The 24,617-nt window shown below is 41.4% G+C and carries 13 protein-coding genes; 10 read left to right on the top strand and 3 right to left on the bottom strand.

Annotation, left to right across the window (positions count from 1 at the left end; genetic code table 11):
* The first annotated feature begins 253 nt into the window (after positions 1 to 253).
* Together WC222_04265 and WC222_04260 are read left to right on the top strand one after the other, a co-directional pair.
* On the top strand, positions 254 to 5,407 hold the full coding sequence (locus WC222_04265) for a hypothetical protein (GenBank protein MFA6915588.1): 5,154 nt from the start codon (positions 254 to 256) through the stop codon (positions 5,405 to 5,407).
* 3 nt (positions 5,408 to 5,410) lie between these two features.
* Entirely contained in the window at positions 5,411 to 6,430 is a 1,020-nt protein-coding gene (locus tag WC222_04260; protein ID MFA6915587.1) for an LOG family protein, read from the top strand.
* 109 nt (positions 6,431 to 6,539) lie between these two features.
* On the opposite strand, the gene WC222_04255 is transcribed toward WC222_04260, so the two are convergent.
* From WC222_04255 to WC222_04245, 3 genes are read right to left on the bottom strand one after another with little or no spacing between them, the layout of a single operon-like run.
* Positions 6,540 to 6,695, bottom strand: coding sequence for a hypothetical protein (locus WC222_04255; GenBank protein MFA6915586.1), 156 nt, complete (start codon positions 6,693 to 6,695; stop codon positions 6,540 to 6,542).
* Positions 6,676 to 7,392, bottom strand: coding sequence for a lipoate--protein ligase family protein (locus WC222_04250; protein ID MFA6915585.1), 717 nt, complete (start codon positions 7,390 to 7,392; stop codon positions 6,676 to 6,678). Before WC222_04250 ends, WC222_04255 begins: the two co-directional genes overlap by 20 nt.
* A 4-nt stretch (positions 7,393 to 7,396) precedes the next feature.
* Positions 7,397 to 8,092, bottom strand: a complete 696-nt coding sequence (locus tag WC222_04245) for a hypothetical protein (GenBank protein MFA6915584.1) — start codon at positions 8,090 to 8,092, stop codon at positions 7,397 to 7,399.
* Between the two features lie 95 nt (positions 8,093 to 8,187).
* On the opposite strand from WC222_04245, the gene rnc reads away from it, so the two are divergent.
* The 8 genes from rnc (at position 8,188) to WC222_04205 (ending at position 24,568) form a co-directional block, all read left to right on the top strand.
* Entirely contained in the window at positions 8,188 to 8,898 is a 711-nt protein-coding gene (gene rnc, locus WC222_04240) for a ribonuclease III (protein MFA6915583.1), read from the top strand.
* Positions 8,899 to 8,902: 4 nt separating this feature from the next.
* Entirely contained in the window at positions 8,903 to 10,276 is a 1,374-nt protein-coding gene (gene radA / locus WC222_04235; protein MFA6915582.1) for a DNA repair protein RadA, read from the top strand.
* Positions 10,277 to 10,526: 250 nt separating this feature from the next.
* Positions 10,527 to 11,156 carry a Fe-Mn family superoxide dismutase gene (locus WC222_04230; protein MFA6915581.1) on the top strand — a complete coding sequence of 210 codons (630 nt, stop codon included), beginning with the start codon at positions 10,527 to 10,529 and terminating at the stop codon, positions 11,154 to 11,156.
* Positions 11,157 to 11,489: 333 nt separating this feature from the next.
* A complete protein-coding gene (locus tag WC222_04225; GenBank protein MFA6915580.1) occupies positions 11,490 to 13,007 on the top strand; it encodes a hypothetical protein in 1,518 nt (505 codons plus the stop codon).
* Positions 13,008 to 13,048: 41 nt separating this feature from the next.
* Positions 13,049 to 15,787 (top strand): hypothetical protein, encoded by a 2,739-nt coding sequence (locus WC222_04220; GenBank protein MFA6915579.1) that lies wholly within the window; start codon positions 13,049 to 13,051, stop codon positions 15,785 to 15,787.
* A 67-nt stretch (positions 15,788 to 15,854) separates the two neighbouring features.
* Positions 15,855 to 17,984, top strand: coding sequence for a hypothetical protein (locus WC222_04215; GenBank protein MFA6915578.1), 2,130 nt, complete (start codon positions 15,855 to 15,857; stop codon positions 17,982 to 17,984).
* A gap of 44 nt (positions 17,985 to 18,028) precedes the next feature.
* Positions 18,029 to 21,415, top strand: a complete 3,387-nt coding sequence (locus tag WC222_04210) for a protein-tyrosine phosphatase family protein (protein ID MFA6915577.1) — start codon at positions 18,029 to 18,031, stop codon at positions 21,413 to 21,415.
* 108 nt (positions 21,416 to 21,523) lie between these two features.
* Positions 21,524 to 24,568 carry a protein-tyrosine phosphatase family protein gene (locus WC222_04205; GenBank protein ID MFA6915576.1) on the top strand — a complete coding sequence of 1,015 codons (3,045 nt, stop codon included), beginning with the start codon at positions 21,524 to 21,526 and terminating at the stop codon, positions 24,566 to 24,568.
* Positions 24,569 to 24,617: the final 49 nt, after the last annotated feature.

Genomic DNA, 24,617 nt, shown 5'->3' with positions numbered 1-24,617 from the left:
GTTTATAAAATACGAATCAGGCAAAGCGAGCGGGTTACAAAAAAATGATTTTCCAAGCTGCCTAAAATGTTTTAGCAAATATCTTATCTACTTGAACTGAATATTTGACCTTTAGAAAAACCTAAATGCAACTATCCTATTTTAATTATGATATTAATTTTATGGTGTATGAAAATGTCAAAACTGAGATAATTTGCTTATTTAAGTTTATATACCTATTAATAAGTAAATAATGTTTATACGGTAACCTTTCATGACCTCTCCAGTCTCCCGTTATCCTACGACTACTAGACCAGGATATAGAGCGCGCCCCTCCCCCCAAGAAGACAAAGAGGAGTTAGCAAAGGCAATTCTTCCTTTATCCCAATGGCTTGCGTCCCATCCCTTCCATGCTTGGACTTTTGCAAGTATTAATAGTGTGGCAATTTATAAAACTACAATTACTACGAATGAAAATAGAAATCTCTTATTATCCGATTTTAATAGCTGGCTAAAAACACCCTTGCTTTTCGGGGCTCCTCCTTTTACTGATATAACACTCGAAGATCTATTAAATGAACTAAAAGAGTGGAATCCTAAAGCCTATTTTACCGGAGAAGACTCCTTAAAAATATTAGGATTAGATTTTTGTAAATCCGTTCTCAGCATATGGGGTGTTCCGCAGCCTTTAATCAATGAAGCTTTGACTAATCAGACATTTTATAAATTGCTCCGGCGCCCGCCACCCAACGAATGCCTAACACTTTTGATTGAAGTGGATAAATTGCCGCCCCAAGATAGACTTCGCATCAAAAATACTAGTCCTTGGAGCGAAATTAATCTAGAAGGAGAATGTTTCCTTTCCACACAAGTCAATGATCCCCTGCATAGCTTCAAACTTTACGTAGTCATTAAAACCAAACAGGAGGCATTCGGCGAATTGCGCTTGCCTGTGTTTGACAATAGCGCTACTGATCCACTCAATTTGAAAGGGTGCAAACTCATTCATCCTTTCGGCTATTCTGCTCTTTTCCTACGGACCTTAAGTATCTCTGCCTCAGCCCCACATGAAAAAGTAATTAAAAAAGGTTGGGCGGTAGAAATCGAGAACTCATTACGTTCTGCTAAAAGCGTCGGGAAATTAATTCCTAATGACATGGTTGTTAAAGGAGAACTTTCAGAGGCGATTTCCTATGTGTTGGCTTTAAAACAGCATGATCCCATTGCAGCTTTTGCCTTCATTCTACAAATATGTTTGATCCTGAATGAAGTATTGCTTCCTTATAAATTGAAACTTATTTGGATAGAACTGTTCCAATTGATCCCACCCCTGCACATAAATAGTTCAAGCATTCTTTCTGATCTTTACATACTACTTAAAGGCCCTCACGTCATCCACTTTATCGAAGCGATTTCCTGGATCGAGTTGGCACTTATTTGCGCTCATGCAATGGGCTCTGATGATGTTCTGGAAGAAGTAGAGAATGACGGTGCATTTAGAATATGCTGTCATAAAGATCTGTGGCTTTCTTTTCCGAATCCGCGCAAAGAATGGAACTGCATAAATTTCCTTAGAAAAGATGAAGTTATCCTAGAAATCATCCCGCGCTTAGTCGGAAAGATCAGTGATCTGAACCGATTTCCTTCCACAATGCACGTTCGCCCTTTGCCTTCAGAAATTTCAACCACCATCCATTATGAAGCCATTGAGCTCTTAGAAAGTCCCGATGTAGCATTTATCCATTTAGGATATTGCCTCATCCGTTATTGCGGGATATTACAAAACGTAAACCAGGCTGAAACAGATCTCTACTGTATGCGGATACAACCTAGATTTCCTGCGCAACTCGAAGACCCTTCACGCATTAAAGCGATGATGGAGTTCATTTCTCCTGATAGCACTGATCTAAGTTCGGAAGAAATGTTTCCCGGTGCCCTGCCTGAAGAGGTTGAAGCTCAGGTAGAAGTCCCCATTATGGAGATCCCTACAACTATTTGGAAAAGAGGGACTGAACCTGCGGAACCACCCAAACTTGTTGTTGTCCGCACGGAAAAACACGTGGAAGGCTGGTTTTTAATGGGAATACAGCTGGACCCCGTCGCAGATGCTCAGACAATAGAAAGTCTGAAATCAAGACAGGCCCTACAAAAATCTTCAGCGCAAGCCTCTAAACCTTCAGAAGCTGAAATTGAAAGAACACAAATCTCGATGATAAGGTGGAAGTTAAGTTTACCCCTTTTGGCGTTTGAAGAAGTTAAAGAATGTGCAAAATACCTTTTATTGCTGTTAAAAAAGGGACCACTTGAAAAATCTCCAAACTCTGTCCTTTTTCTGATTTTGAAATGCTTCTCCATGTATCCGGATAAGACAAGTGCCTTAGTCGCCTATGTGTCAGAAGAACTTCTGGTTGTGTTCTCCAAGAAAATTCCTTCCACACCTGAACAAAATGGAGAGGTTGAAAGCTTCATCAAGAAAATCACCCCTGCGATGGTAGATGCCCTAGGTGGAAGAGCCCCTGCTTGGGTAAAGGTAACGGAAAAGTTAGCAATATTTCCGTTTGCATACAGTGAATGTTCTCAAGAAGCGCTCATGAAATTGATCCGAAGCCTTGTCATGATGCCAGATGTAAGTGTAGAGGCTGAACGCAGGATTAAGCTCCTTATTCCTTTTATTACCTCTTTACAAGACAAAGCCTATATTTACTCCTCAATACTCGCTAAACTTAGCTTGAAGAAGTCTCATGCTACTCTTACTATTTATTGCATCGAAAAATGGATCGAGTGCAAGCCTAAGGTCAGTGAAAATAACACTTGCACACTGAGAAATCGCATGATGAAGCTTATTGAAGCCTATCCTGATGATGCAGTATGGCTGAAATTATGGACGCAGGTATTGGAAAAAGGCTTTATTTCTTTTGAAGATTGGAGAAAGCCCATAGAGAGCATTTGCAATGCACGTTTACAAAAGAAAGAATTCGATAAAGTTGTCGTTTTTCTTTCCACAGAAGGATTATTAGGTAAAGAAGGCTACAAATTCATCAAGACCCTTTTTAAAAATAACATTAAGAGAAAAGGTAAAAGCAGATCTGAAGAAGAGCTGCGTTATCTTTGGTTTTTATATTCCAATTGCAAAAGCGTTTCATCTACTGACATAAATACATTTTTTGAAATATTTTTCTCTTCGAACGACGATGCTTTAATACGCAATGCTTGCCAAACGCTAAATATGCAAGACCTTCCGGGTATTGTCCGCTTTAGTAGCCAATGGATTGTGATCTGGAAGAGGTTCAACCAAGAGAAAAAATGGATCCTATCTGAGGAGTATAGCAGGCTAGCTGCAGACAATGAATGGCTAGATGCTCTATTAAAACATAAAGAATGTAAATCCATTGCAAAATCGATTTTTTTCGAGTTGCTAATTACTTGCAAAGCAGATGAATTAGATCATGTATGGAATTTCTACAAAAAAATCTCTAAAGAAATCTCCGTTAAAAATGATGCCCTCATCTACGAAAATCTGGTGAAGCTAATTATTGCTGTTTCTAAGGAGGCTTCAAACAAAATAACATCGGAACATTTGAAAGTATGCAAGGACTTATTGATCACAGGCAGCGCAACAAAAAAACAACCCTGGCCTGGACTCATCATAAATGTTGTCGATATGTTGATCGATTTAAAACATCTTGCAGACCATATTTATGAGCTTGAGAACATCATTTACAACTATGTAATTTTAGGCGCTGGAGAATGTGGAACAAGGCACCCTGGTTACATGCTGATTGAAAAGCTGATAAAGACCGGTGATGAGCCTGTTCTAGTTGTATGCAGAGGTTGTATATTCAAGTTATTGAGTGAGCCAAAACCTTTTAAAGAAGTCTGGTTCTATTCATTCCTTAGCTTACTCAAAAAATGGACTAAGGCATCTTCTCTGGAATCATTGACGATGTTTCTGAATGCCGTCAGGAACTTCTCTGGGGAAATCTATGATACTACTTTTTTCATTGTGGCAAAAGCCATATTTGTAAGTTTGAACAAACAAATTATAATGCTTCCTATTGATCACCAGGCCATACCTAGCAATTTTAAAAATGCTGAAGATCTTTTCAGAAATTGCTGCGACAGAAGACAATTCCGATCTAAAGATAGAGGAATATTTAATCAAAATTTTACCTTAACGCTCCTTTACTACTATTACCTTTGCATAGGGCTAAAGCTTAAAGGTTTTAAATTTCCTACTTCTCCTTTCATCAATATAGATAAACTCCTGCTCATCTATGTCAAAGATGCAGTAACCAACCCGAGTATCATCAAAAATTTTGGTAAGTTTATTAAATTCCTTTTGGAAAACAACAAAACTGGAAAATCGTATGTAGAAATGGCCAAAACTCTTCACCAATTCATCAGAAACCATTTCGTATTTTTCACGGTTACTCAACAAAAAGAATATTTTACCCTCATAACAAACCTTTTGCTCAATCACAATATTCCTCACCTCGACTTGTGTTTTACTTTTCAAGATAACTTTGGCGAACTTGTTTATAACTCAAAATTCAGCTGCCTATTAAAAGGAAAAAACACACGTTCTATAAAAGGTTCCGTTGAGTTCAGCAGTATGGCTTATACAGGACTCCTCCTATTAGGATTAGATACTTCAAAGCATATTGACTGCAAAACTGAACAATATATTCGAGACGGAATTTTTGAAGCAGCCTCTGAATTGATAGAGCGTATAAGAACGCATACTGCAAATGAAAAAGAAAGAATTAGTTGTTTAATGTGTCTGTGTATTCTCCTTGATATTAATAAAAGATGGATCGAACCAAGCTTCACTTATGATGGAAAAAGCTTACTGTCTATCATTGACTCCATCGTGGAAATTTTCCCGCTTTTATCCCTCGTCTCTCTGACGACAGGAATAAGAAAAAACCGTTGCTGTATTAAAGCCCTCATGGAATTAACTAAATTTGAGTTAAGTTGGCCGGAACCTTTTGGATCCAATTTACGCGCTCACGAATTTATTTTTGCACAACGCTATACAAATCTCCTGAAATCGAATTTATTGAAACCCATCCCCATCAATCTATTAAGGGATGGTATTTACGAAATATTATCCCAAATTGATTACTGGCAGAGTTTTTCAAATAAATATTGGACAAATAAAGAACTCACTGTTCAAGCAAAAATCTGCAGTGAACTTTATGAAGTACTTACCTCTTTCCCTGATCTAGAGAAAGACGTAGATTGGTACGATAACACCTTAAAATTGATCGCTTCTGCTCATACTTACCTCGGAATATTAAACTCTAGAACACTCGACAAAGATTGTGCTGAACTGATTTCTAGCTTCCAGAATATCCTATCGACTGCTAATACTATAAAATATAATGATCCTTATGATAGCAACACTGATGAATATTCTGATGAGTAAAATATGCCCAGAGAAAATGAAAACCTCCAAGAACTCGAAGAAACAATAAAAAATTTAGTAATATCTTATGGAGGTAAGGACGGCCAGCTAGACTCTGACTTAGTCGGCCAAATGATATTCACTAGCCTTAAGCTTCTGGATGGTCACGATACCTCGCAAATTAAGCTGATGACCCGCGCACTCAAAGAAATGAGGCACGCTTTCCATATATTCAATGGCTATCCCCACGTACGGAAAATCAGCATCTTCGGTTCTGCCAGGACCCCCTCCAACCACCCCGACTACACCGCAGCAAAAGCCTTTAGCCAAGCAATGGCCGAGATGGGGTGGATGTGCATCACAGGCGGGGCTCACGGTATCATGAAAGCCGGGTTGGAAGGACAGCATAGCGACTCCCGCTTTGGCTTATCTATACGGCTTCCCTTTGAAAGCACTGTCAATGAACTATTGGAAGGCGATAGAAAAGCAATCATGTTCCGCTATTTCTTTACGCGTAAATTAATGTTCATGAGCCACTCCGATGCATTAGCCGCCTTTCCCGGCGGCGTCGGTACTATGGACGAATTATTCGAAGCCCTTACCCTGATGCAGACCGGTAAGGGAGCAATTATTCCCGTCATACTAATGGAAGGGTTAGATGGCGGATATTGGCAAGCTTGGCGCGAATTTGTAGAAAAAGGAATGCTTGCCCAAAAAATGATCGATCCTGCCGACCTGCACTTCTTCTATCACGCTTCTTGTATTGAAGATGCTGTGCAGCATCTTAACGCGTTCTATAAAAGATACCATTCGAGTAGATATGTCGGAGACTTACTTGTCATTAGGCTGCGGGAGACTTTGAGCGAAGAGAAGCTTGACCAGCTTAATCAACAATTCGCGGGAATTGTGGCAAGCGGTAAGATTGAACAGTGTCCGCCATTGCCCGAAGAGGACGAATTTTTAGGTCTGCCGAGGCTGGTATTCCATCATACGCGGCGGAAGTTCGGACTTGTGCGTGCGCTGATCGACGCCATCAACAGCTAAATGAAGGCACGGCGTTGTGGATTGTGGTGGTCTGTGTAGCGTTTCTCTGGCAAGAAGCTTCTCTGCGATCTCTGCGTCTTTGCGTTCAAAAAACACTTCACAAACATTGCTACAGACAGCTTCTTGCCAGGCGGAGCTTCTCTGCGATCTCTGCGTCTTTGCGTTCAAAAAACACTTCACAAACGGTGCTAAAGACAGCTTCTTGCCAGGCGGAGCTTCTCTGCATTCTTTGCATTTTGCCATGCTTATCCTGAAAGTCGCGCAAATAATGCCTCTTGAAGCTGCTTACGCATAACCACTAGCTCGTCGGCACTTCTACCCTCAGCCAGCGGAAAGCTGGTATTGCTGATAGCCTCCACCAGGACGGCACGCACCTCTTCACGGAACAGTTTATTCAACAGATCAACTTCCGGTACATTAAAGCAGATGGTTCCATGATGCAGAAATCCTTCTTTTGTACGTCTTTGCGCCGCTCCCCCTACTTTTTTGCCGTCGATGACGACATCATACTGTGTGGGGTGTGCCATACAAAAATGCTGTCTAGCTTGCTGAAGGGGCTCTTTAGCATTAACAAGAAGCTGCAAGTGACTTATAGAGAAACAATCTTCCACAGCTTGAACCACAGCTTGGTTGATATAAGCATAATTGTCCAATGTACAGCAGGAGAAGTGTGGATCGCAGGCTGGAACAAAAACCGAGAATGCCATATCGCCGATGTGGATGGTTAGTCCGCCACCGGTAGGGCGTTTGGCCAGATCAAACTGCATTTCACTGAGTAGGGCAAGATTAAGCCATTGGGCTGGATTGGAGAAATAACCGAAGGTTATGGAAGGGTTTTTCCAGTCGTAAAGGCGAAGAAGAGGTTTGGAACGTTGGGATAATCCGTCCAAAAGTGCTTTATCAAGCGCCATGTTTTCCGCCGCCGTGAGAATTCCCGAGTCGAGCAGATCCCATGACGCCATCAAATCACCTATAGATTACAGGATTATTTTTTTCATTCAGCCTGTCACCAGGATTATATCCTGCTTGCCGATAGCTATGTGTATGCGGGTCGTTTTGTTGTACGACATATACGCTGCGGTCGCGGCAATAGACGACGGCGAGATAGAGCGCACCGGTATAGCCTTGTAGATGCTGCAGAGGTAGCATATAATTATTGGAAACAACTAGTAAGCTACCGGGAGTCGAAGGCCAGCCTGGTATAGGATTTGCAGGGGCTTCCAGACAAAAAATGATACCGCCCAGTACACCTTGGATGCTTCCCATCTTTTCCAGAGTTTGCTCCGTCTCAATATACTTGGAATAATGCAGGGGTTCTGCTCCGGAGAAGGAGGCATAGCGTGCAGCGGGAAGGACTAGGTCGTACCCTAAGCGGATGGGGCGTTCATCCATCAGCTCGTAAAGGATTTCGCCAATCTGGTTGTTGGCTATCGCTTTCTTCACTTCATTCTGGCTGCGCCAGATATCATGTCCAGCGGTGAATAACTGCTGGGCTGTACATTTATCTAGACGGGATTCCTCTGTATTTAACCTTAAGGCAAGGGTCTTTTTTACCCCGGATTTAAGAATTTCGAATGATTTCTCATTCAAGAGTCCGTCCAATTCGATGTATTGGTTATGTTTAAAAAAACTTTTTTGTTCTGGTGCTACAGCAAATTTCATTATTATTTTATTTGAAAGATAGATATAAGTTATTGGTTTGATAGAATAACGAAATACATTATTTAAAACAATTTAGAAAACAGTGAACTTAGGTGATGTCTACGAACTTAGAACAAATTGTCCAGGTAGAGGCTATTGAAAAGCAGTTAGGCTATTCTTTCCACGAGAAGAAGCTGATCGCTAGCGCCTTCATCCACTGTTCATATATTAATGAACATCGGACCGTCACCGTAAATAATGAAAGGCTGGAATTCCTCGGCGATTCAGTTTTGGGAATCCTTATTGCCGACGATCTTTACAACCGTTTCCCTGAAAAAACTGAGGGCGAACTCTCCACTCTACGCGCCAAGCTAATTGAAGCAAGCTCTTGCGCTATCTATGTAGAGAAATTAGGCGTCGAAAAATACCTGCTTCTAGGTAAAGGTGAAAAACTAAATCAAGGCCGCGGACGTCAGTCGATTTTAGCTGATCTTTTTGAAGCGATCATAGGGGCTATCTACCTAGATGGCGGCATCGCAGCAGCAAAAGACTTTCTGTGGGATAGATTCCGCGATACCATCCAAGAATTGATCGATAGTCCTGAAGAAAACTGGAAAGCAATCTTCCAAGATCTTTGCCAGAAAAAATACCAAATGACACCTGTCTATTCTATACTCCAAACGCACGGACCTGAACACAACAAGAATTTCGTAGCCGAAGTCCTGGTCAACGGCGTTTCCTGGGGACAAGGCACCGGCCTTTCAAAAAAGGAAGCGCAACGTAATGCCGCCTTGGATGCTATCAACAAACATTTTTCCGATAGGTAGATAAATGGCGGTAAAGCAGAAAAACGTATGGTCTTGTAATGAATGCGGCCATCAGGCTCCGCGCTGGCTCGGGCAATGCCCGCAATGCAGTCTATGGAATACTCTGCATGAGGAAACTATTGCTGCCCCACTTTCACGTCGTTTTGAAGGCCAATCCAATACTCCCAGCAAACCGGTCAGGCTAAAGGAAGTCAACACCCAGGCTATTCCGCGCATGTCAACGACGTTAGCTGAAGTGGACCGTCTCCTAGGCGGAGGACTTGTCCCCGGTGCGCTAACGCTTGTAGGCGGCGATCCCGGCATCGGCAAATCTACCCTTATGCTGCAGCTAGCGCAAGCGATGGCGAAGCAAGGCCAGCTTGTCCTTTACGTCTGCGGCGAGGAATCGGTAGAGCAAACATCCCTCCGCGCTAAAAGGTTAGGCGTCGATAGCGACAACTTATTTTTGCTCAATGAAACACACTTTAGCGCCATCAAAGCGCATATCGACACCCTCTCCCCTACTGTTGTTATCATCGATTCTATTCAGATAGTTTATAAGAGCGAGCTTACCTCGGCACCCGGTTCTGTTGCACAGGTGAGGGAAACGGCAGCGGAATTCATGCACCTTTCTAAAGGGCGCAATATTGCTATCTTCCTTATAGGACACGTTACCAAAACAGGTGAGATCGCGGGACCAAGGGTTTTAGAACACCTTGTAGATACCGTCCTCTATTTTGAAGGCGACAGACAGCATAATTTCCGCATTGTCAGGGCTGTAAAAAACCGCTTTGGACCCACCGACGATGTTGCCGTCTTCCAGATGGGCGAATGTGGACTGACTGAGGTGAATAATCCTTCGCAACTATTTCTAGAAGAGCGTTCAAAAGGGTTGATCGGCTCCGCTGTCATCCCTACGTTGGAAGGCTCGCGCGCGCTGCTGATAGAGGCGCAAGCCCTAGTTACGGACACAGTCTTCAGCACACCTTCACGCCGCTGCACAGGCGTAGACCAAAACCGGTTGGCGCTGCTGCTAGCTGTTCTAGAAAAAAGACTGCGCTATCAAATGTTCAAATTCGATGTCTTTGTTTCTATTGCCGGCGGCCTGAAAATCCAAGACCCTGCTTTAGATTTGGGTTTGCTAGCTGCTATCGCCTCTTCACTGCGAAACCACCCTATCAGTCCTGAAACAGCTGTCATCGGCGAAGTAGGGCTAGGGGGTGAAATCCGTTCCGTTCCCCGCATCGAAAGCAGGCTTAAAGAGTGCATCCATATGGGTTTCCGTCGTATCATCCTACCTAAACGCAGCTTGAAGGGCGTGTCAAAAGAGCTTCAATCTCAAATCCAATGTGTCGGCGTCGAGATGGCCGAGGAAGCAGTCCATGCCGTCGTCGGTTAATGGAGTTATAGAAGTGTTGTAAAGAGAATTTACAAATAAGTCCTTCATTACAATCGATGACAACCAATTCATCCTTAAACAGTTACGGTTACAATTCGATAGTTGCTTCGAAGGCTACTGCCGAGGGAATATCATTACATCGGCCCTATCACGGAAAATAAATTGACTGCCTTCTTCAGTGAAAGTTGCTTGCAGTATTCTTCTTTATAGGACACAATCAAGTCAATATTCACTCATTAAGGGGTTAGCTATGACTCAACAAGAACTACTAGCAAAAAAATTCCAACTACCTGACCTTCCTTATGATTTCGGCGATTTAGAACCGACTATCAGCGCTGAAATCATGATGCTTCACTATACAAAGCACCATAATGCCTATGTTACAAACTTGAATAAAGCGTTGGAACAGTATGCCGAAGCTGAATTAAAAGAAGACCTCGCAGCGATGATCGCTCTGCAACAAGCCATCCGCTTTAACGGTGGCGGTCATATCAACCACTCTATTTTCTGGACTAACCTTGCACCAGTAAGCAAAGGCGGCGGCACTCCACCTAAAGGCCCCTTAGCTGATATCATCAATACGCAATATGGTAGCCTGCAAAAATTCATCGAAGAATTCAGCACAAAAACCGGTGCCGTACAAGGTTCAGGTTGGGGCTGGCTCGGCTACGATAAGAATTCCAAAAGGCTGCTCATCACTACCTGTGCCAACCAAGACCCATTAAGCACCCAGGGCTTCACACCTCTGCTTGGCATCGACGTCTGGGAACATGCTTACTATCTACAGTATAAAAATGCACGTCCTGATTACCTTAAAGCTATCTGGAATGTCGTCAACTGGGCGAATGTCTCTGAACGCTACAATAAAGCAATCGGTTAATAATAACCGTCGCTAAATAGAGTTATCGCCAGAATAAACCTTGTCCCGGTATAGAACTGCGGTGATTTGTCACCACTTTCATAGCCCTCGACTTGTCGAGGGCGTCTTACGCAATGTTTTAAAAAGAACATTTTGTCCCATACTAGGGAACGTTTTGCTTCGCAAAATCGAATTATCGCCATTTCCTTTTTTAACCCTTAATTATTAAAAAACAATTAATTAAACATTAAGATAACGTTTAATTTAAACTTTAATCAAAGTAGTTGAAAATTAAATATAAAATAAAACAATAATATAATTAGAATTATATTAATTTATTGCATGGAGGCAATAATGACTGAAGCTTCAGGCTCTCTTCATCGTTCGTTATCCGAGGGGCATTTAGCTGCATACTCGAATCCTCCCGCGAAAACTGCATCATTAACACCTCCTATGCAAAGAGCTAGTACCGTATCAAAATCTGTTTTTCAGAATGCTGCTCCCCTCACCTCTTCCACTGCAACTCTTAGTGCTACTCCACCCCAAACTCCCATCGCTCCCAAAGGTTCTACTCACCCCTATGTAGTTGATCTATGGTCTTCTTCCCCCGAGGACTTAAACCATGCAAGCGAAGAAATAATTGACCAATTAGCTCAAGGCGTCCCCCTCTCAGAAGTTTCTGTCGCTCCTCCCTTTTCACATCCGGAGAGTCAGTCTGCAAATCAACCAACGGTTATGACAGAATATGAGGATGATTCCCCTTTTGAGGATATCCCCTTAAATCCCCCCCCCACAAGCGCTAATCCTGATCCTCATGCTGCACAAATCAATCCAGCTGTAGCACCGCAGATCAATCCAGCTGCAGCACCACAGAATCCGCCTGCGGTGACTAAACCACAGAACCAGCCTCCCGGTCAGCGTGCAGTAAAAAATAAAACTTGGGCATTAGAAAAATTCCTCACTTATAAAAAAGCGTGCCTCATTGGCGGCATCTTTCTTGGTGTACTACAGGCCGTTTTTTTTCTCGGCGTAGGCGGCGCCCTCGTCGGCCTTGGGGCTTCCATTACCGGCGCTACTCATGGTTTTGGAGCCATAATCGGCGTTCCCTTAGCAATGTTAGGGATCATGGTTGCCGGCGCAGGTGTCTATGGTGGAATTACAAAAGGGGTCGACTCTGTCCGCAAATATCAAGGAAAAGAGACCTATACTGCTCAAGTTAAGCGCGAAAAAGCAGAAAAAAGAAAAATCAACGCGCAAGCTAAATACGATAAGAAACAAGGATTGCTAGCCGCTGCTGCTGCAAAAGCGGCTCAAGCACAGCCTGCGAATGCTACTCAGCCTGCTAATCCGGCTGCTGCAGGAGCTCCCGCAGGTTCGTCGGCACCTCAACAGGCGGTTCCTCCAGGACCAAACACACCTATCAGGCATGGACCTCCTCCCCCATCATCCCCATTACCTGCGCTGCCTACAGGACCACATTCACCCGTTAGAACCGGACCTCCTCCCCCATCATCCCCATTACCTGCGCTACCTACAGGACCACATTCACCCGTTAGAACCGGACCTCCCGTCCCGCCATTAAACTTAGAGACGATAATTTCTGGAGTTAAGGATGAAGATGACACCGATAGTACCCCGCTCATTTCCCCTAGACAAGACCACGGAAGGCGGCTCTCTGGAGATCTAACAGCGGAAGATAACACCTCTAAGTTACCCTTTAGCGAGGCTTTAGCAGCTGTCATCAGCAAGGAATATGAGGAGGTTGAGCGGAAAGAACAGGAAAGACAAAACACACTGATACAAGAAGAAATTAGACAGCATCAGGCTGAGTTTCCGCCCAATACAAGTGGCGGGAATACAACTACGTCCTAGGTATGTCTTGAACAACGCACTGAGTAAAAAGGAATTTTCCTATGCTAGATGCAGTATCGTTACAGACAGCCATCTCCACGGGGAATATTGACGGTAAACCCTTTGAAGTACTGATTAAGGATAAGGAATTTTTATCCTCTAAAAATCTCTACAACGTGGCGACCGAAGTCTATAAAGATGCCCTAGCTAATTTAAGAAAAGAGGGTGACGAATCTTCTAAAAATGCCACTCTAAGCAGACTCTATAGAGCTTATATCGTTTTGCAGGAAGCAAAAGATCCTGACTCTCCTATGCAAACACAAAGAAGCAAAATTCGCGCCTTTATCTCTCCAACTTTGCGACAGCATCAAAGCCGTATTAAAGAAGCGGAAAAAACTTTCGCAATGCACTTCCAAAATTACCTGGAAGCCAGAAATGGCCTCCATATTGAAACACCCCTAGATAAAAAGCTTATCCACCATGTGGATTCCATAGAGCTTGCATTGGGGGGACTTGGTATAGCTAGCAAAGAATGGAAGGGATTGAAAGAAGCGCTTGCTATAGGGAACACTAAAGAAGCTATTTACTTGTGGAACAATATTGTCGCCCTAGTACGTGATGCGTCGCCTCCACATTTAAACCTAACCACGGGAACCGCCGTTGAAGAGCTTTTATTAGGCACCAAACCGCTGAGCGCTTTCCTTAAACAGGATACAAATGAAGTAAGAAACGATGTCCTAAAGAATTTCGAATCATTAGAAAACCGGGCGAATTCAAATCCAAAATCCCAAGGATTATGGGACAATGTTAAAGCTGCTTTAATTAAAAACGATAATAAAGCACTGGAAAAAAATATCTATCTATATTTTAGTATCCCCGATGAAAGGATTAAACAACCCGCTCAGCAGAAAGAACCCCTTCCACAAGCCTTTATTGTGCAGGAAACGAATATAAACGAGCCTTCTCCTCGAAACTCATTAAATGCTGAAAATGAAAGTGTTGCGAGCCAAAATGAATTCAGAAGCATCCCCAACTACAATGCAACAGAAGTAAGATTTAATGAGGATTTATTTTCCGCATTGCAAACAGCCCCTTCATACAAAGCATTACACCGCCTGTTAATGCAAAGCCCTGATTTAAAAAAACTTTGCGAGAGATTACAGATTCCACTCGAAGCTGATAATCTTCAAGCTAAAGCTAAAGCTGCAGAAGAAGTTATTCTCACTTGGCTGCTGAATGTATCCTCAAGATTCTTCGAAAATAATGGCATTGCTGAGAGCACTAAATTTGTTAAGGCTGTTATCTCCAATCCTTTGCTTCTTGAACCCCTTTTTCAATTACTTGCGAATGGTAGCCACGTTTTTAATGGTCTTTCAGATACCCTCACTATCCTGGAGAAAAACAAAAGCACAAAACCACCTAAGCCTCAGCACTTTTTAGAAAAAATACAAGATCAATATATCCCAAAAGCTGACGTGTCTTCCAGTAGGTATACTCCCCCCGCTCCTACAACAACCGTCAGTACATCAAAATCAGATAGTGCCTCGGATCTTTCGGATTCATCGTTATTCATCAATGACGAATATGACAGCTATGAACCCTCCTCAGCTATATTCAAATCCTCTTCAAACGAATTACCCCTTCCTGATGTGACGGTGAATGAGAAAATACAAAAAGACATACATGAGCTTTCATTACTGACAAACGTAAAGCAAAGATCCATTACTCAAAAAGCAAATAAAGACGTCGTAGCAAAATACCAAACAGATATTGATCTTAAAAAAATGATAATATTCCAAAATCTACTCTCTTTAAGTGAGAAAGAAATCAGACAAATAGATCCCAAAATTTTAGTTCAACTACAAGCGATCGATCCAAAACTATTTAGTCAATTGGATAAGATATTTATTACAATATATCCATTTCACGAATTGTTTAAGCTGGAACTAGACTTCGTTAAAAGTCTATCCCCGGATAAACGCTTCATCATGATGCAGCGTATTAAAGACGACCCTTTAGGTAAAGATACTATTGTGGATTTTAAACGGCTTTTTTTCAGTGGAATTCTTGTGACTTTACCTCCTGAATTCCTTTCTACACTTACCAAGGAAGACTGGGCCTACACCAATGAACTCATCTATTTAAATAGCCCTTCAAAAATACAGGATCTCAGTTTTAACTTAGACCAATTAGCAAAAATTCCGTTGCAAAACTTACCTGATAAATATCTTTTCCAATTGGAAAAACAGCTTAGCGAGACAACGCCCCCACCTAAAGAGCTATTAGGTCAAATGGCGGAAGAAATCGTACGCAGAAAAAGCGACAACCTCGGTACTATGACGCCTGAACAATTAGCGGCTATTCCCTTAGATAACCTCTCCTTAGGGACCCTGCTTAAACTTGAGACAGTTTTAAGCGCACTACCTACTCCTCCCCAAGAGCAAATTGCGGCAGTGCTGCATAAGATTATGGATAGGACAATAAATCAGCTTGGTGCTATGTTACCCCGGGCAGCTTACGTGTTAATCTTCCGCCTCCTTAATATTTATACCCGCACGATTGAGATTGATAGATCGACCGACCCTTCACTTGAAAATAAGCTTAAAGAAAGCATAAAAGAATTCAAATCTTTCCAGAATTTAGATCTCAAACCCAACGAAGAAGAAGTGATCAAACCACTTTATTCTAATTTAAATACTATTATTAATTCTCTCTACGGCAAATTCCCCGATTCAGATTTTGCTCCTCTCACCTTACTTCTTCGAACTTTAGATCCTACAGCTAGAAAAAAAGCCGAGTAATCATCTAATGGCGCTGTTTGGCATTAAATTTGCACTAAATTGACCAGATCAATGTAGGAAAAATACCATGAGCATAGACGCCACTTCCTTAAGAGCACAGATAGACACTACAGATTTAGGCACTCTTATTAAAGATGGGAGTTTTATTTCTACTCCGGGTGTTTACGAAGCTGCCATAGGAGCATTCAAAGATGCACAAGGAATGCTCAATTCGAAAAGCTCACTGGCTCGAAACGCCGGAGTCACTCTGCTGCTTAAAGCGTATACAATCTTAAAAAACACCAAAGATCCTAACTCCCCTTTACAGAAGGAAAGAAGTTCCGTTAGGGAATTTTTTTCCTACAGCTTAAGGCAACATAATAACCGAATTCAACAAGCAGAAAGAGTTTTTGTCCAAAATTTCTCACCCTTTTTGCAGGCAAGGCAAGCTCTTCACCTAGAAAACACCTCCATAGAGCATAAGCTTAACAACCATTCTGATAATATCGAACTCGTATTAAACGAATTCCAAGTGGGTAAAGAAGAGTGGCAGGAATTAAAAGACGCAGTGACCCACGGCAGCGACAGAAAGGCTAAACAACTGTGGAATAGTATCGTTTCGCAAGTGAGGGCACAAGCAGGTCCCCAGACTTTACCTAATACGCGCGCCGCAGAGAATTTTCTTTTAGGGACCCTTCCTTTCGAAGGCATAATAAAGGGAGATGACCCATTCACAAACAGGTTAAGAGAACATGCTTCAGGCCTTCAAAGTTTTGCAAATAGTGATCTTACTAAATTAAAAGCATGGAATAAAGTGACCGCAGCCTATGTTAAAGGAGATCATGCTACCTTTGAAAAAGAACTCAGCGCTTTTACCAAAACTACAGGAATTCCTTTCGTCGGTGCATATATTTTTAAGGGCATTCCTATTCCACAACAGCCGCCACCTAGCCAAGAAAAATTGGAAGACTCCAGCTCATCCTCCTCTTTCACTCATCCCCCCCAAGAAGAAATAGCTCCACCTCCCACACCTCCAAGAAAGCGTAATGGAAGTAAACCTGCACTCTCGAAGAAGAGGCATTCTCTTTCATCCATACAGCTCGGGGACGATAAATCCACACGTATTCATAATAGACGCTCCGCCCACTTTGAGCCTGTAAATATAGAGTCTAACCCGACCACATTTTTTGATCCTCGTAAATTTCTATCCTCAAGGTCTTCCGATAATGAATACAAAACCTCTGAGGATACTGAATCTCCTTCAGATGTAGAAAACACACTATTTCAATCCTTAGAATATGACGATGATATCTTAAAAAGACTCTCAGATCCTATACCAGAACTTGATGAAAGGGATATCTATGAAATACCTCCTGAAGAACTAATACAGAAACACCCTAATGCGTTTAAAACACTTAGCGACGGGGCTATCAATAAATTAACACCTAATCAAATATCATATCTCACGCCTAAACATCTTGAGGCTATCCCTCCAAGGCAACGCCTGCTGATGATGGAGCGCTTTAGAACTGATACACAGCTTATCGAGGAATTTAGAAAGCAAACATTCACTCGCATATTAACAACCTTGCCTCCTCAGGAACTTCAAAACATATCCAAAGATCAGTGGGCATTCTCTGCAAACTACCTATGGCAAATTAAATTTCACCCTCCTCTAACTTTCTCACGCGAACAGTTGTCAGCCCTCCCTTATGATAAATTGCCTTTACAGGCTCTCACGGGTTTAGTGGAACAAATGGGTAAAATGAAGCCTTTATCAATAAAATGGTTCCATGTTCTGATTGCTACTAACGATAAGCTAATTGAATCTTTGCCTGCTCAAACCCCTCAAGAATCTTATCAGGTATTGCTATCCATCCTGAACAATACTACAAATTCCTTTTTGGCCGGTATGCCGCATTTGGCCGGTATGCCGCAATTCCAAAAAAAGACAAATACTCAACTTCAGACGGCTCTTGAGAGGGCTAAACTTGATAAACTTGATCCTAAAATTTTCGAGGAAACGAAAGCGCAGTTTACTCCTCTTCTAGAACAGATTATCAAGCTTAGGAAATCCTTTAAAGATAGTCCTGAAATGACAAAAGAACTTTATTCCTTAGGAAATATTGTAAGAAAGACTTTCCCTTTGCCTGCTTTAGCGATTTTGAAGAAAAAACCTTTTATAGAGCGCAGGGAATCGGAAAGACTCAATACATAAAGAAATTTTAAAAATTATTTAAAAATTAAAATATGAGGTGTCTTATGGGCGCTATCAGTCAAACTCAAATGATAAATTTGCTAGAAGATGGCCAAATCAATGTGGGGGGAGCACCCATGAGTTTTGCGCAAGCCCTCCAAAATCCTACTATAAAAGGCAACAAAGCACTTTATGAAACTGCAAAAGCAGCCTTCAAAGATGCCAAAGCTCAGTTGAAAAAAGGTGACAACGATCAGGCGATGGAAGTTCTCGTCAGGGCCTACACCATCCTCACCTCAAAAAAACTGGATGCCGGCCCAGCAAAAGCAAAAGGCTTTTGGCAAAACATTCTAGGCACATCGGAACTCAAAGAGCATGCAAAAATGGTCAAGGAAAGTAAGGAACTGTTCGCCTCCCATTTTGACAGCTATTTGCGTGCTACCCATCAGCGTGTGGAAGATAAAAAAGTTGTTAAACAAGGCCACGGTGCAATAGCTGAGGCATACGACGATACTCACACAAAACTGTCCATGCTGCAAGATCTGGCAGGCAATACTGCCCGGATCGATACATACATCAAAGAATTTAATCCAGAAGCTCAAAAACTATGGCAAGAACTAAAACAACAGCTTGCTGAGAAGAAATTAAGCTCCAAACCTGGACAACACGCCGGTACCAAAACAAGCAATGCTTTGGATACCTGGAATAAGCTGCGTCCAAAACTAGCCCTCCCCAAAGGAAGAGACGATAATATTGCCACAACGTTTAAGGATGATGATCATTACGGAGGACTTACTGTAGACCAGAAAATCTCCGGATTCCTTAACGGAAACATCAATGTACGCGCTCTACTCGGAAAAGCGGATAATCCTACAATAGCTAAAACCCTAGCTCAGATGGATAACCTTAAAGAGGCTTGCAAAACCAAGCCCGCTCTAAAAGATGCCATTGTTAAACTTGAAGTTGCTCTTCTTCGACAAAATGTGGCGTCTATTGAAACCCTAGTAAAGAAAATCTCTAAAGAGTCCAACCATCCCGAGCTTGCTAACTTCATTTTAGGAGATGTAAATGCACAAGGTTTAAAAGCATTTTCGGACAAATTAGGTAGTATGAGGCCTAACGCTAGGGCATATGAAAGATCGAGAGAATTTTTAGCTGAAAAGAAAGATGTAAGAGCTGATAAAACCCACTCTCAAGAGTTGTTTGAAGCAGGGGCAAAAGCGCACATTAAAACGCCCTCTGCCCTCGGCATTGATGCACATACGGTAACCATAGGCAATAACAACAATGTGGTTTCCAGTGCACCTAAAAATGCAGATCAAGTGAAAGCATACTTCACCAACCTAGAAAACAATAACACACAGGTTATCGTGACTCTGCATGAAGACTATGAAAAGGGCATGGGTAATTTCCATCTCATTCCAGAAAATGTTGGAGACAAAATCAAGCATGGAAATGTGGAAATTACTTTGATAGGTAAAGGTACAGTACCTATCGAAAACACTTTACATGGGACTCACACCCTTACGACTTCTACTATTGAAGTAAAAAAAGATGGTGTGACAAGACAATATGACATTGTCAAAATCGACCATTGGGACAAAGAAAACACAGCTTTAGATCTCGTAGCATTAAGAAAACTTAGCGACACCGTACAGGATTTAAACCAGAATGGCAGACTTGCAGTCACAAGTAATGAAGGTACAGGACGAGCTGCAACCTTCCTATTATATCATGAATTAGCTCATGGAGATTCCAATTTGTCCCCTACGGAAGCATTTCTGCAATTCAGCCGTGTGCGCCCTGCTACAAGCGAAAAACAATTTGCTACGGTTGTGGGAGCTCTGCATGAAGAGAGGCTTGAAAGATTTCAGGGAGCAGGCAACACTTTACCTGCGGAAGGCTTAGAACGTGTAAAAACAGAGAAACATCCAGAGAAAAAGATCGCAGAAAAACTGATCAATTCTCCTGAAGGAAAATTCCTACAGTTCTATCTTAAGAATGATAAGGTGTTAGCAGAAGACATGATGGATAACAAAGTAAAAAACCCTGCTGCTGATCAAGCCCTCTCATATCATTTTGAACAACAGATAAATGATAGATTGTTTGATGGATTATCACCTGCCGAAAAACAAATCTTAAAGAAAAAAATCTCTCATTTAGGACCAAAAGAATTGGATCGATTAGTTATTATCCTGAATGCCGGAGATAACGTCATTAAACATTATAGAAAAAATATTGACTTACTTAAAGATGATGAATTTTTTAATGCTAAATATATTTCTCATAAAGATTTTCCTTTAAATAAGTTGGTTGAAACTCAAATCCGGGCAACAAGAAAAGACTCAAAACAACCTAATCCTCCTCTTGACTTTGAGTCTTTAATACGCCTAAAGAGTGTAATGCATAGCCCTACCTCTGACTTTGGCGTGAATTTCAATAGAAACATAAATAAAATGGAAGATCACTTTAAAAATCTACGTACCTACCTTATTAATAAACAGAAAGACACGATCAACGATAACCCTGCATTGCTAATGATTCTCCCCAAACAAACTAGGGAGATGCTGGGAGTAGAGTTAATCAATAAATTAACACCGAACGCAATGGCTCAATTGGACCCACTTTTCTTTCAAGAATTGACAGAAGAACAACGCTTAGCAATAAGTCCAGAACAAGCTAACGTGCTAACTCTATCACAATGGACTCAGTTCTTAAATACAGAACCAAAAATAATAAATAAAATCCACATCGATACATTTACACTTATGCCTAGAGAACTTTTCGCAAGTAAAAATGTATTAAATGAAATAAGTCCCCGCAAAATGTTAGCTTTGATTAAGGAAGCAAACACAAGAGGGGATATGCTTTCAGACTATACTGTAGATGAAGATACACTTCGTGAAAAGAAATCAGAAGTCAGACGCTTTATGCAGCACATCAACCCTGCAGGAAATAAATATAACGAAAAGGATTGGGATTTAGTTCGACAAGAACTAAGTAAAAACACTCTAGAAGTTGCGGAATTCCAGCATTATTACGATGCAAATATCGCTCTTCTTAGTACTAAGCGCTCCAAAGATAACTCTATAAGAAATGAAGGTTTCCCTATCTTAGTAGATGTTTTAAAACGCTATACACATGCAGTGGATAAAATTGTTCAAAAAACGGATAGATCCGGTAAAAACGGGCATGCGGTATTCACTACAGGTAGTACATTTGCTTCTGAAGAAGGTGAAAATGGTCATATTGCTATGATTAAAAAGCATATCGCAACCATAGACCCTAAGTCAGTTCCAGCAGACAGGGAGACTTTAAGAGCTTTAGACAATGTTGAAAAAGACTTAAATGAAATAGCCAAACAATACGGGCGCCTCCCAGATATAAGGGAAGGTTATGAAATCTTAGATAATCTAAGATCCAAAATCCGTAATAAACCGAGTACCCGATAGACATCTAGCTAAGGTCTAATTCTCAATATTCACCTCGGAAGTTAAATTTCCGAGGTGAATATTATTTTGTTCGGGGGCTTACCTAATAATTTTCAAGGAGAGTTTGTTATGGCATCAGTAGGGAGCGGAAATTACGAACCCGACTTTATCAATCGGCTTGTTCAGTATGGCAATGTGGAACAGCAATCCTTTGACGATCTGATCTCAAAGCAAGAATTCAAAAATGCCCCTGAGCTTTACAATGTTGTGTATGAAAGTTTCTATAAAAATAACAGTTCTGAAAAGACATATTGGAATTCGATCGATTTCTATATGCGTATTGCAAAAGTCATCCACACCAAAGATGTTGCTAGCCTTCCTCCTAATCAAAGCGGGCTATTTTCACGCATTTCAAAATATAATTTTAACACCTTCACAAATGCAGTAGAGCAAAAGCTTGTCAACCGATTTGACGAATACTTAAGCAATCAAGTTTCTTCAGGAAAAGCAACTCCTTTAGAAGCAAAATTGAATCGGCATATTGCCCATATTGAAGCATTCCTAAAGTCTATCGGAATGGATATGAAGGATTGGGATGAGCTCAAGCTAGCTGTCGTACGTGAAGATCCGAAACAAGCCCAACAGATTTGGAATAAGATTATCGCTGAGGCCCGCGACAAAACCGTTTTTAAGACCACCGGAGACATTGAAAACTATTTAACACAAGCCCAACCCTATCAGCAACTTATCACACCCTCAGATAATATGCAGGCCAGATTTTTCGCCCGTTTACCGGAAATTAAAGCGCAGGTAGAAAACTTGTTAAAACAAAACGAAGACGTATCGATACTTAGGCAAACAGTTAGGACGGAAAAAGGAATAGCCAAAAAGCAGTATCAAGAAATCCAGGGTTTGCTGCATCGATTGGAAATCGGAGCTATTACAGGGAATACTCCAGCATTTGAAAATGGCCTAAAGGAACTTACAGCACTATTAAAAAACTCCTCCTTAACAGAATACCTATTAAATCCCCCTCCTAATCTGCAGAAGAATCTTAGTAATGAAGAAATTCTGAAGAGAAGTTTTCCAGAGCCTTATAAGGAATATCAACTGCAAGGTATCGCCCTAGATAAGAAAATCTACGTCGCCTCTACAAATCCTTTTAAGACAGATAGGGTCCCTCAAACCTTAAATTATTTCAACTCTTTAGAACAGCATAATGTATCTGTCATCGTGAATCTCGCAGATACTTTTGAGCAAGGCAATGAATCTATCCGCTTTATCCCTCAGAACGTGGGAGAAAAAATCACCTTTAGCAGTGGTTCTGGTGAAAAAAAGGAAAAAGATGCCACTATTACACTCCGAAAACGAAAAGATATCGAAATACCCGGCGATCCTAAAAGCATCCACTATATCACCCAATCAACCATTGAGATTGAACGAGGGGGAATAAAAAAAGAGTATGAGGTTTTCCACTTTCACAACTGGAATTCAGAGGCTGCTCCAGAGCCTAAAGCTCTGGAATTCTTAAGTCAATCTGTCGCTGTTGCAGAAAAAGAAACAAAAGGAAATATCTCTGTCTTTGATTCCAAAAAATTCCTACGTACAGCCAGCTTTATTACCTTTCACCATTCTGCTAATACTCCTGATGCCTCTTCTCCTAGGCAAGTATCAGAACAGTTTATCCATGCAACTGCAAAAACACAAAGGTTTTTCCCCGCAGAAGGGGTTGTAGAAGGAAAAGACAACCTTCCGGTAAGTACTCACCGCGCTATTGTTCTTAAGAATTTAACAGATTTTATATATAGCCGGACCATTCTGAAAGATGAGCCTCCACCTGAAAATACTGATAACCGTTTGTTAGAAAAAATGGAGCATTTCGTAGAGGGGCTGGAGCCTCCTATAGGGGAAAGGATTTTATACCGCCTCTCTCATGCAAAGGGCGACAACACAGCCCAGATGAACCGTGACATCCTATTAGCTTTCATGCTGGAAAATAATATCAAATACACCGATTTGAAGGATAAAATTCGAGAACTGGTACCCCCCGGAACACCCATTGACGATGATTTGGTCTTTGCAATTTTGGACGGCACTGCAAAAACTGATCCCGCATTTGCCGCAGTTAAGGATTTAGATCACTTGAAACTCTACCCTGAAGCGCAAAACCTTGACTACGATAAAGATAAATTTAGAAAGATATTTGACGAACGTAATGAGACCGATACACCGGAAAACCGCTTGAAATATATCCTAGAAAAAAACCTACTTATTACGAACCGCATACACTCGCATCTTGTAACCCGCATACTCTCGGATGAAGCAAAATTCAATGACATTCCTTGGCTGCAAAACTTAGGTCTGAAGTTGTGGGCTAATCCGGAAATAGCACGCCCCATTATGGCAAAATTGCAGCCTGATTTTATACCTCAGCTTTCACCTGAGATTTTTAAGGTCATAGACCCCTCAGTGCTTAATGCCGAGCAAAGTAAAAAAATGACTCTTCCACAATGGCAGGGGTTATTCAGCAACCCTGTGATATATAAATTAAATAAAAATTTGCTTCAATTGGCCCCCTCAGAAGCATTTACTCCAGACTTTTTTAAAACATGGGACGTACCATCCATCACGGAATTTATTTCGTACAATCCTCTTCTCAAGGACGCACAAAAGTTGGGGCTGCTAAAGCAAATCCAGCAAGACCGCGGTATCAATACTAGGATTTTACAACGCACCCTCGTTGGATCATTAAAACCTATACGTAAGCATCAGCGAGATATGCATGACTTACTATTAAAGGGTGAGGATAAGCCTTACAAAGCCCATCAATACTTGGGAAGAGCATTAGAACAGTTTATCAATGGGATTGAACAATACATCGCATTGAAAGTCGATAATGAAAGTTTCCAAGAGTATTTCCCTGCATATTATACACATGCATCTATCGATCAAGGACAAAAGGTAAACATCCCTGTAATGGTTGTAAATCATTTTGTGGAAGAGGTCAAAAATTCGAATGTGCCCCCGCCTACACCGAAAGAAATCACTAAAATCCAAGATCTCTACAAAAACATTCAGCAAAGGGATAACAACTTCAAAAACCGTGCAGACATAAGCTATGTCCTGAGAATAATCAAAAATTACGCTGATAAATTTAAAATCCCCTTGGAATAACAACAGACATAAAAAATGATAAAATAAGTTCATTTAGCATTAGGAAGGA

It is taken from the genome of Parachlamydiales bacterium (assembly GCA_041671045.1).
In the GTDB taxonomy this organism is placed as follows: domain Bacteria; phylum Chlamydiota; class Chlamydiia; order Chlamydiales; family JABDDJ01; genus JABDDJ01.
This window is presented reverse-complemented; position numbering and strand designations above follow the sequence as displayed.

Bases quoted from the DNA above. Each gene is read 5' to 3' on its own strand.
- WC222_04265 (MFA6915588.1), top strand. From the start codon at position 254: ATGACCTCTCCAGTCTCCCGTTATCCTACGACTACTAGACCAGGATAT.
- WC222_04260 (MFA6915587.1), top strand. From the start codon at position 5,411: ATGCCCAGAGAAAATGAAAACCTCCAAGAACTCGAAGAAACAATAAAA.
- WC222_04250 (MFA6915585.1), bottom strand. From the start codon at position 7,392: ATGGCGTCATGGGATCTGCTCGACTCGGGAATTCTCACGGCGGCGGAA.
- WC222_04245 (MFA6915584.1), bottom strand. From the start codon at position 8,092: ATGAAATTTGCTGTAGCACCAGAACAAAAAAGTTTTTTTAAACATAAC.
- rnc (MFA6915583.1), top strand. From the start codon at position 8,188: ATGTCTACGAACTTAGAACAAATTGTCCAGGTAGAGGCTATTGAAAAG.
- radA (MFA6915582.1), top strand. From the start codon at position 8,903: ATGGCGGTAAAGCAGAAAAACGTATGGTCTTGTAATGAATGCGGCCAT.
- WC222_04230 (MFA6915581.1), top strand. From the start codon at position 10,527: ATGACTCAACAAGAACTACTAGCAAAAAAATTCCAACTACCTGACCTT.
- WC222_04225 (MFA6915580.1), top strand. From the start codon at position 11,490: ATGACTGAAGCTTCAGGCTCTCTTCATCGTTCGTTATCCGAGGGGCAT.
- WC222_04220 (MFA6915579.1), top strand. From the start codon at position 13,049: ATGCTAGATGCAGTATCGTTACAGACAGCCATCTCCACGGGGAATATT.
- WC222_04215 (MFA6915578.1), top strand. From the start codon at position 15,855: ATGAGCATAGACGCCACTTCCTTAAGAGCACAGATAGACACTACAGAT.
- WC222_04210 (MFA6915577.1), top strand. From the start codon at position 18,029: ATGGGCGCTATCAGTCAAACTCAAATGATAAATTTGCTAGAAGATGGC.
- WC222_04205 (MFA6915576.1), top strand. From the start codon at position 21,524: ATGGCATCAGTAGGGAGCGGAAATTACGAACCCGACTTTATCAATCGG.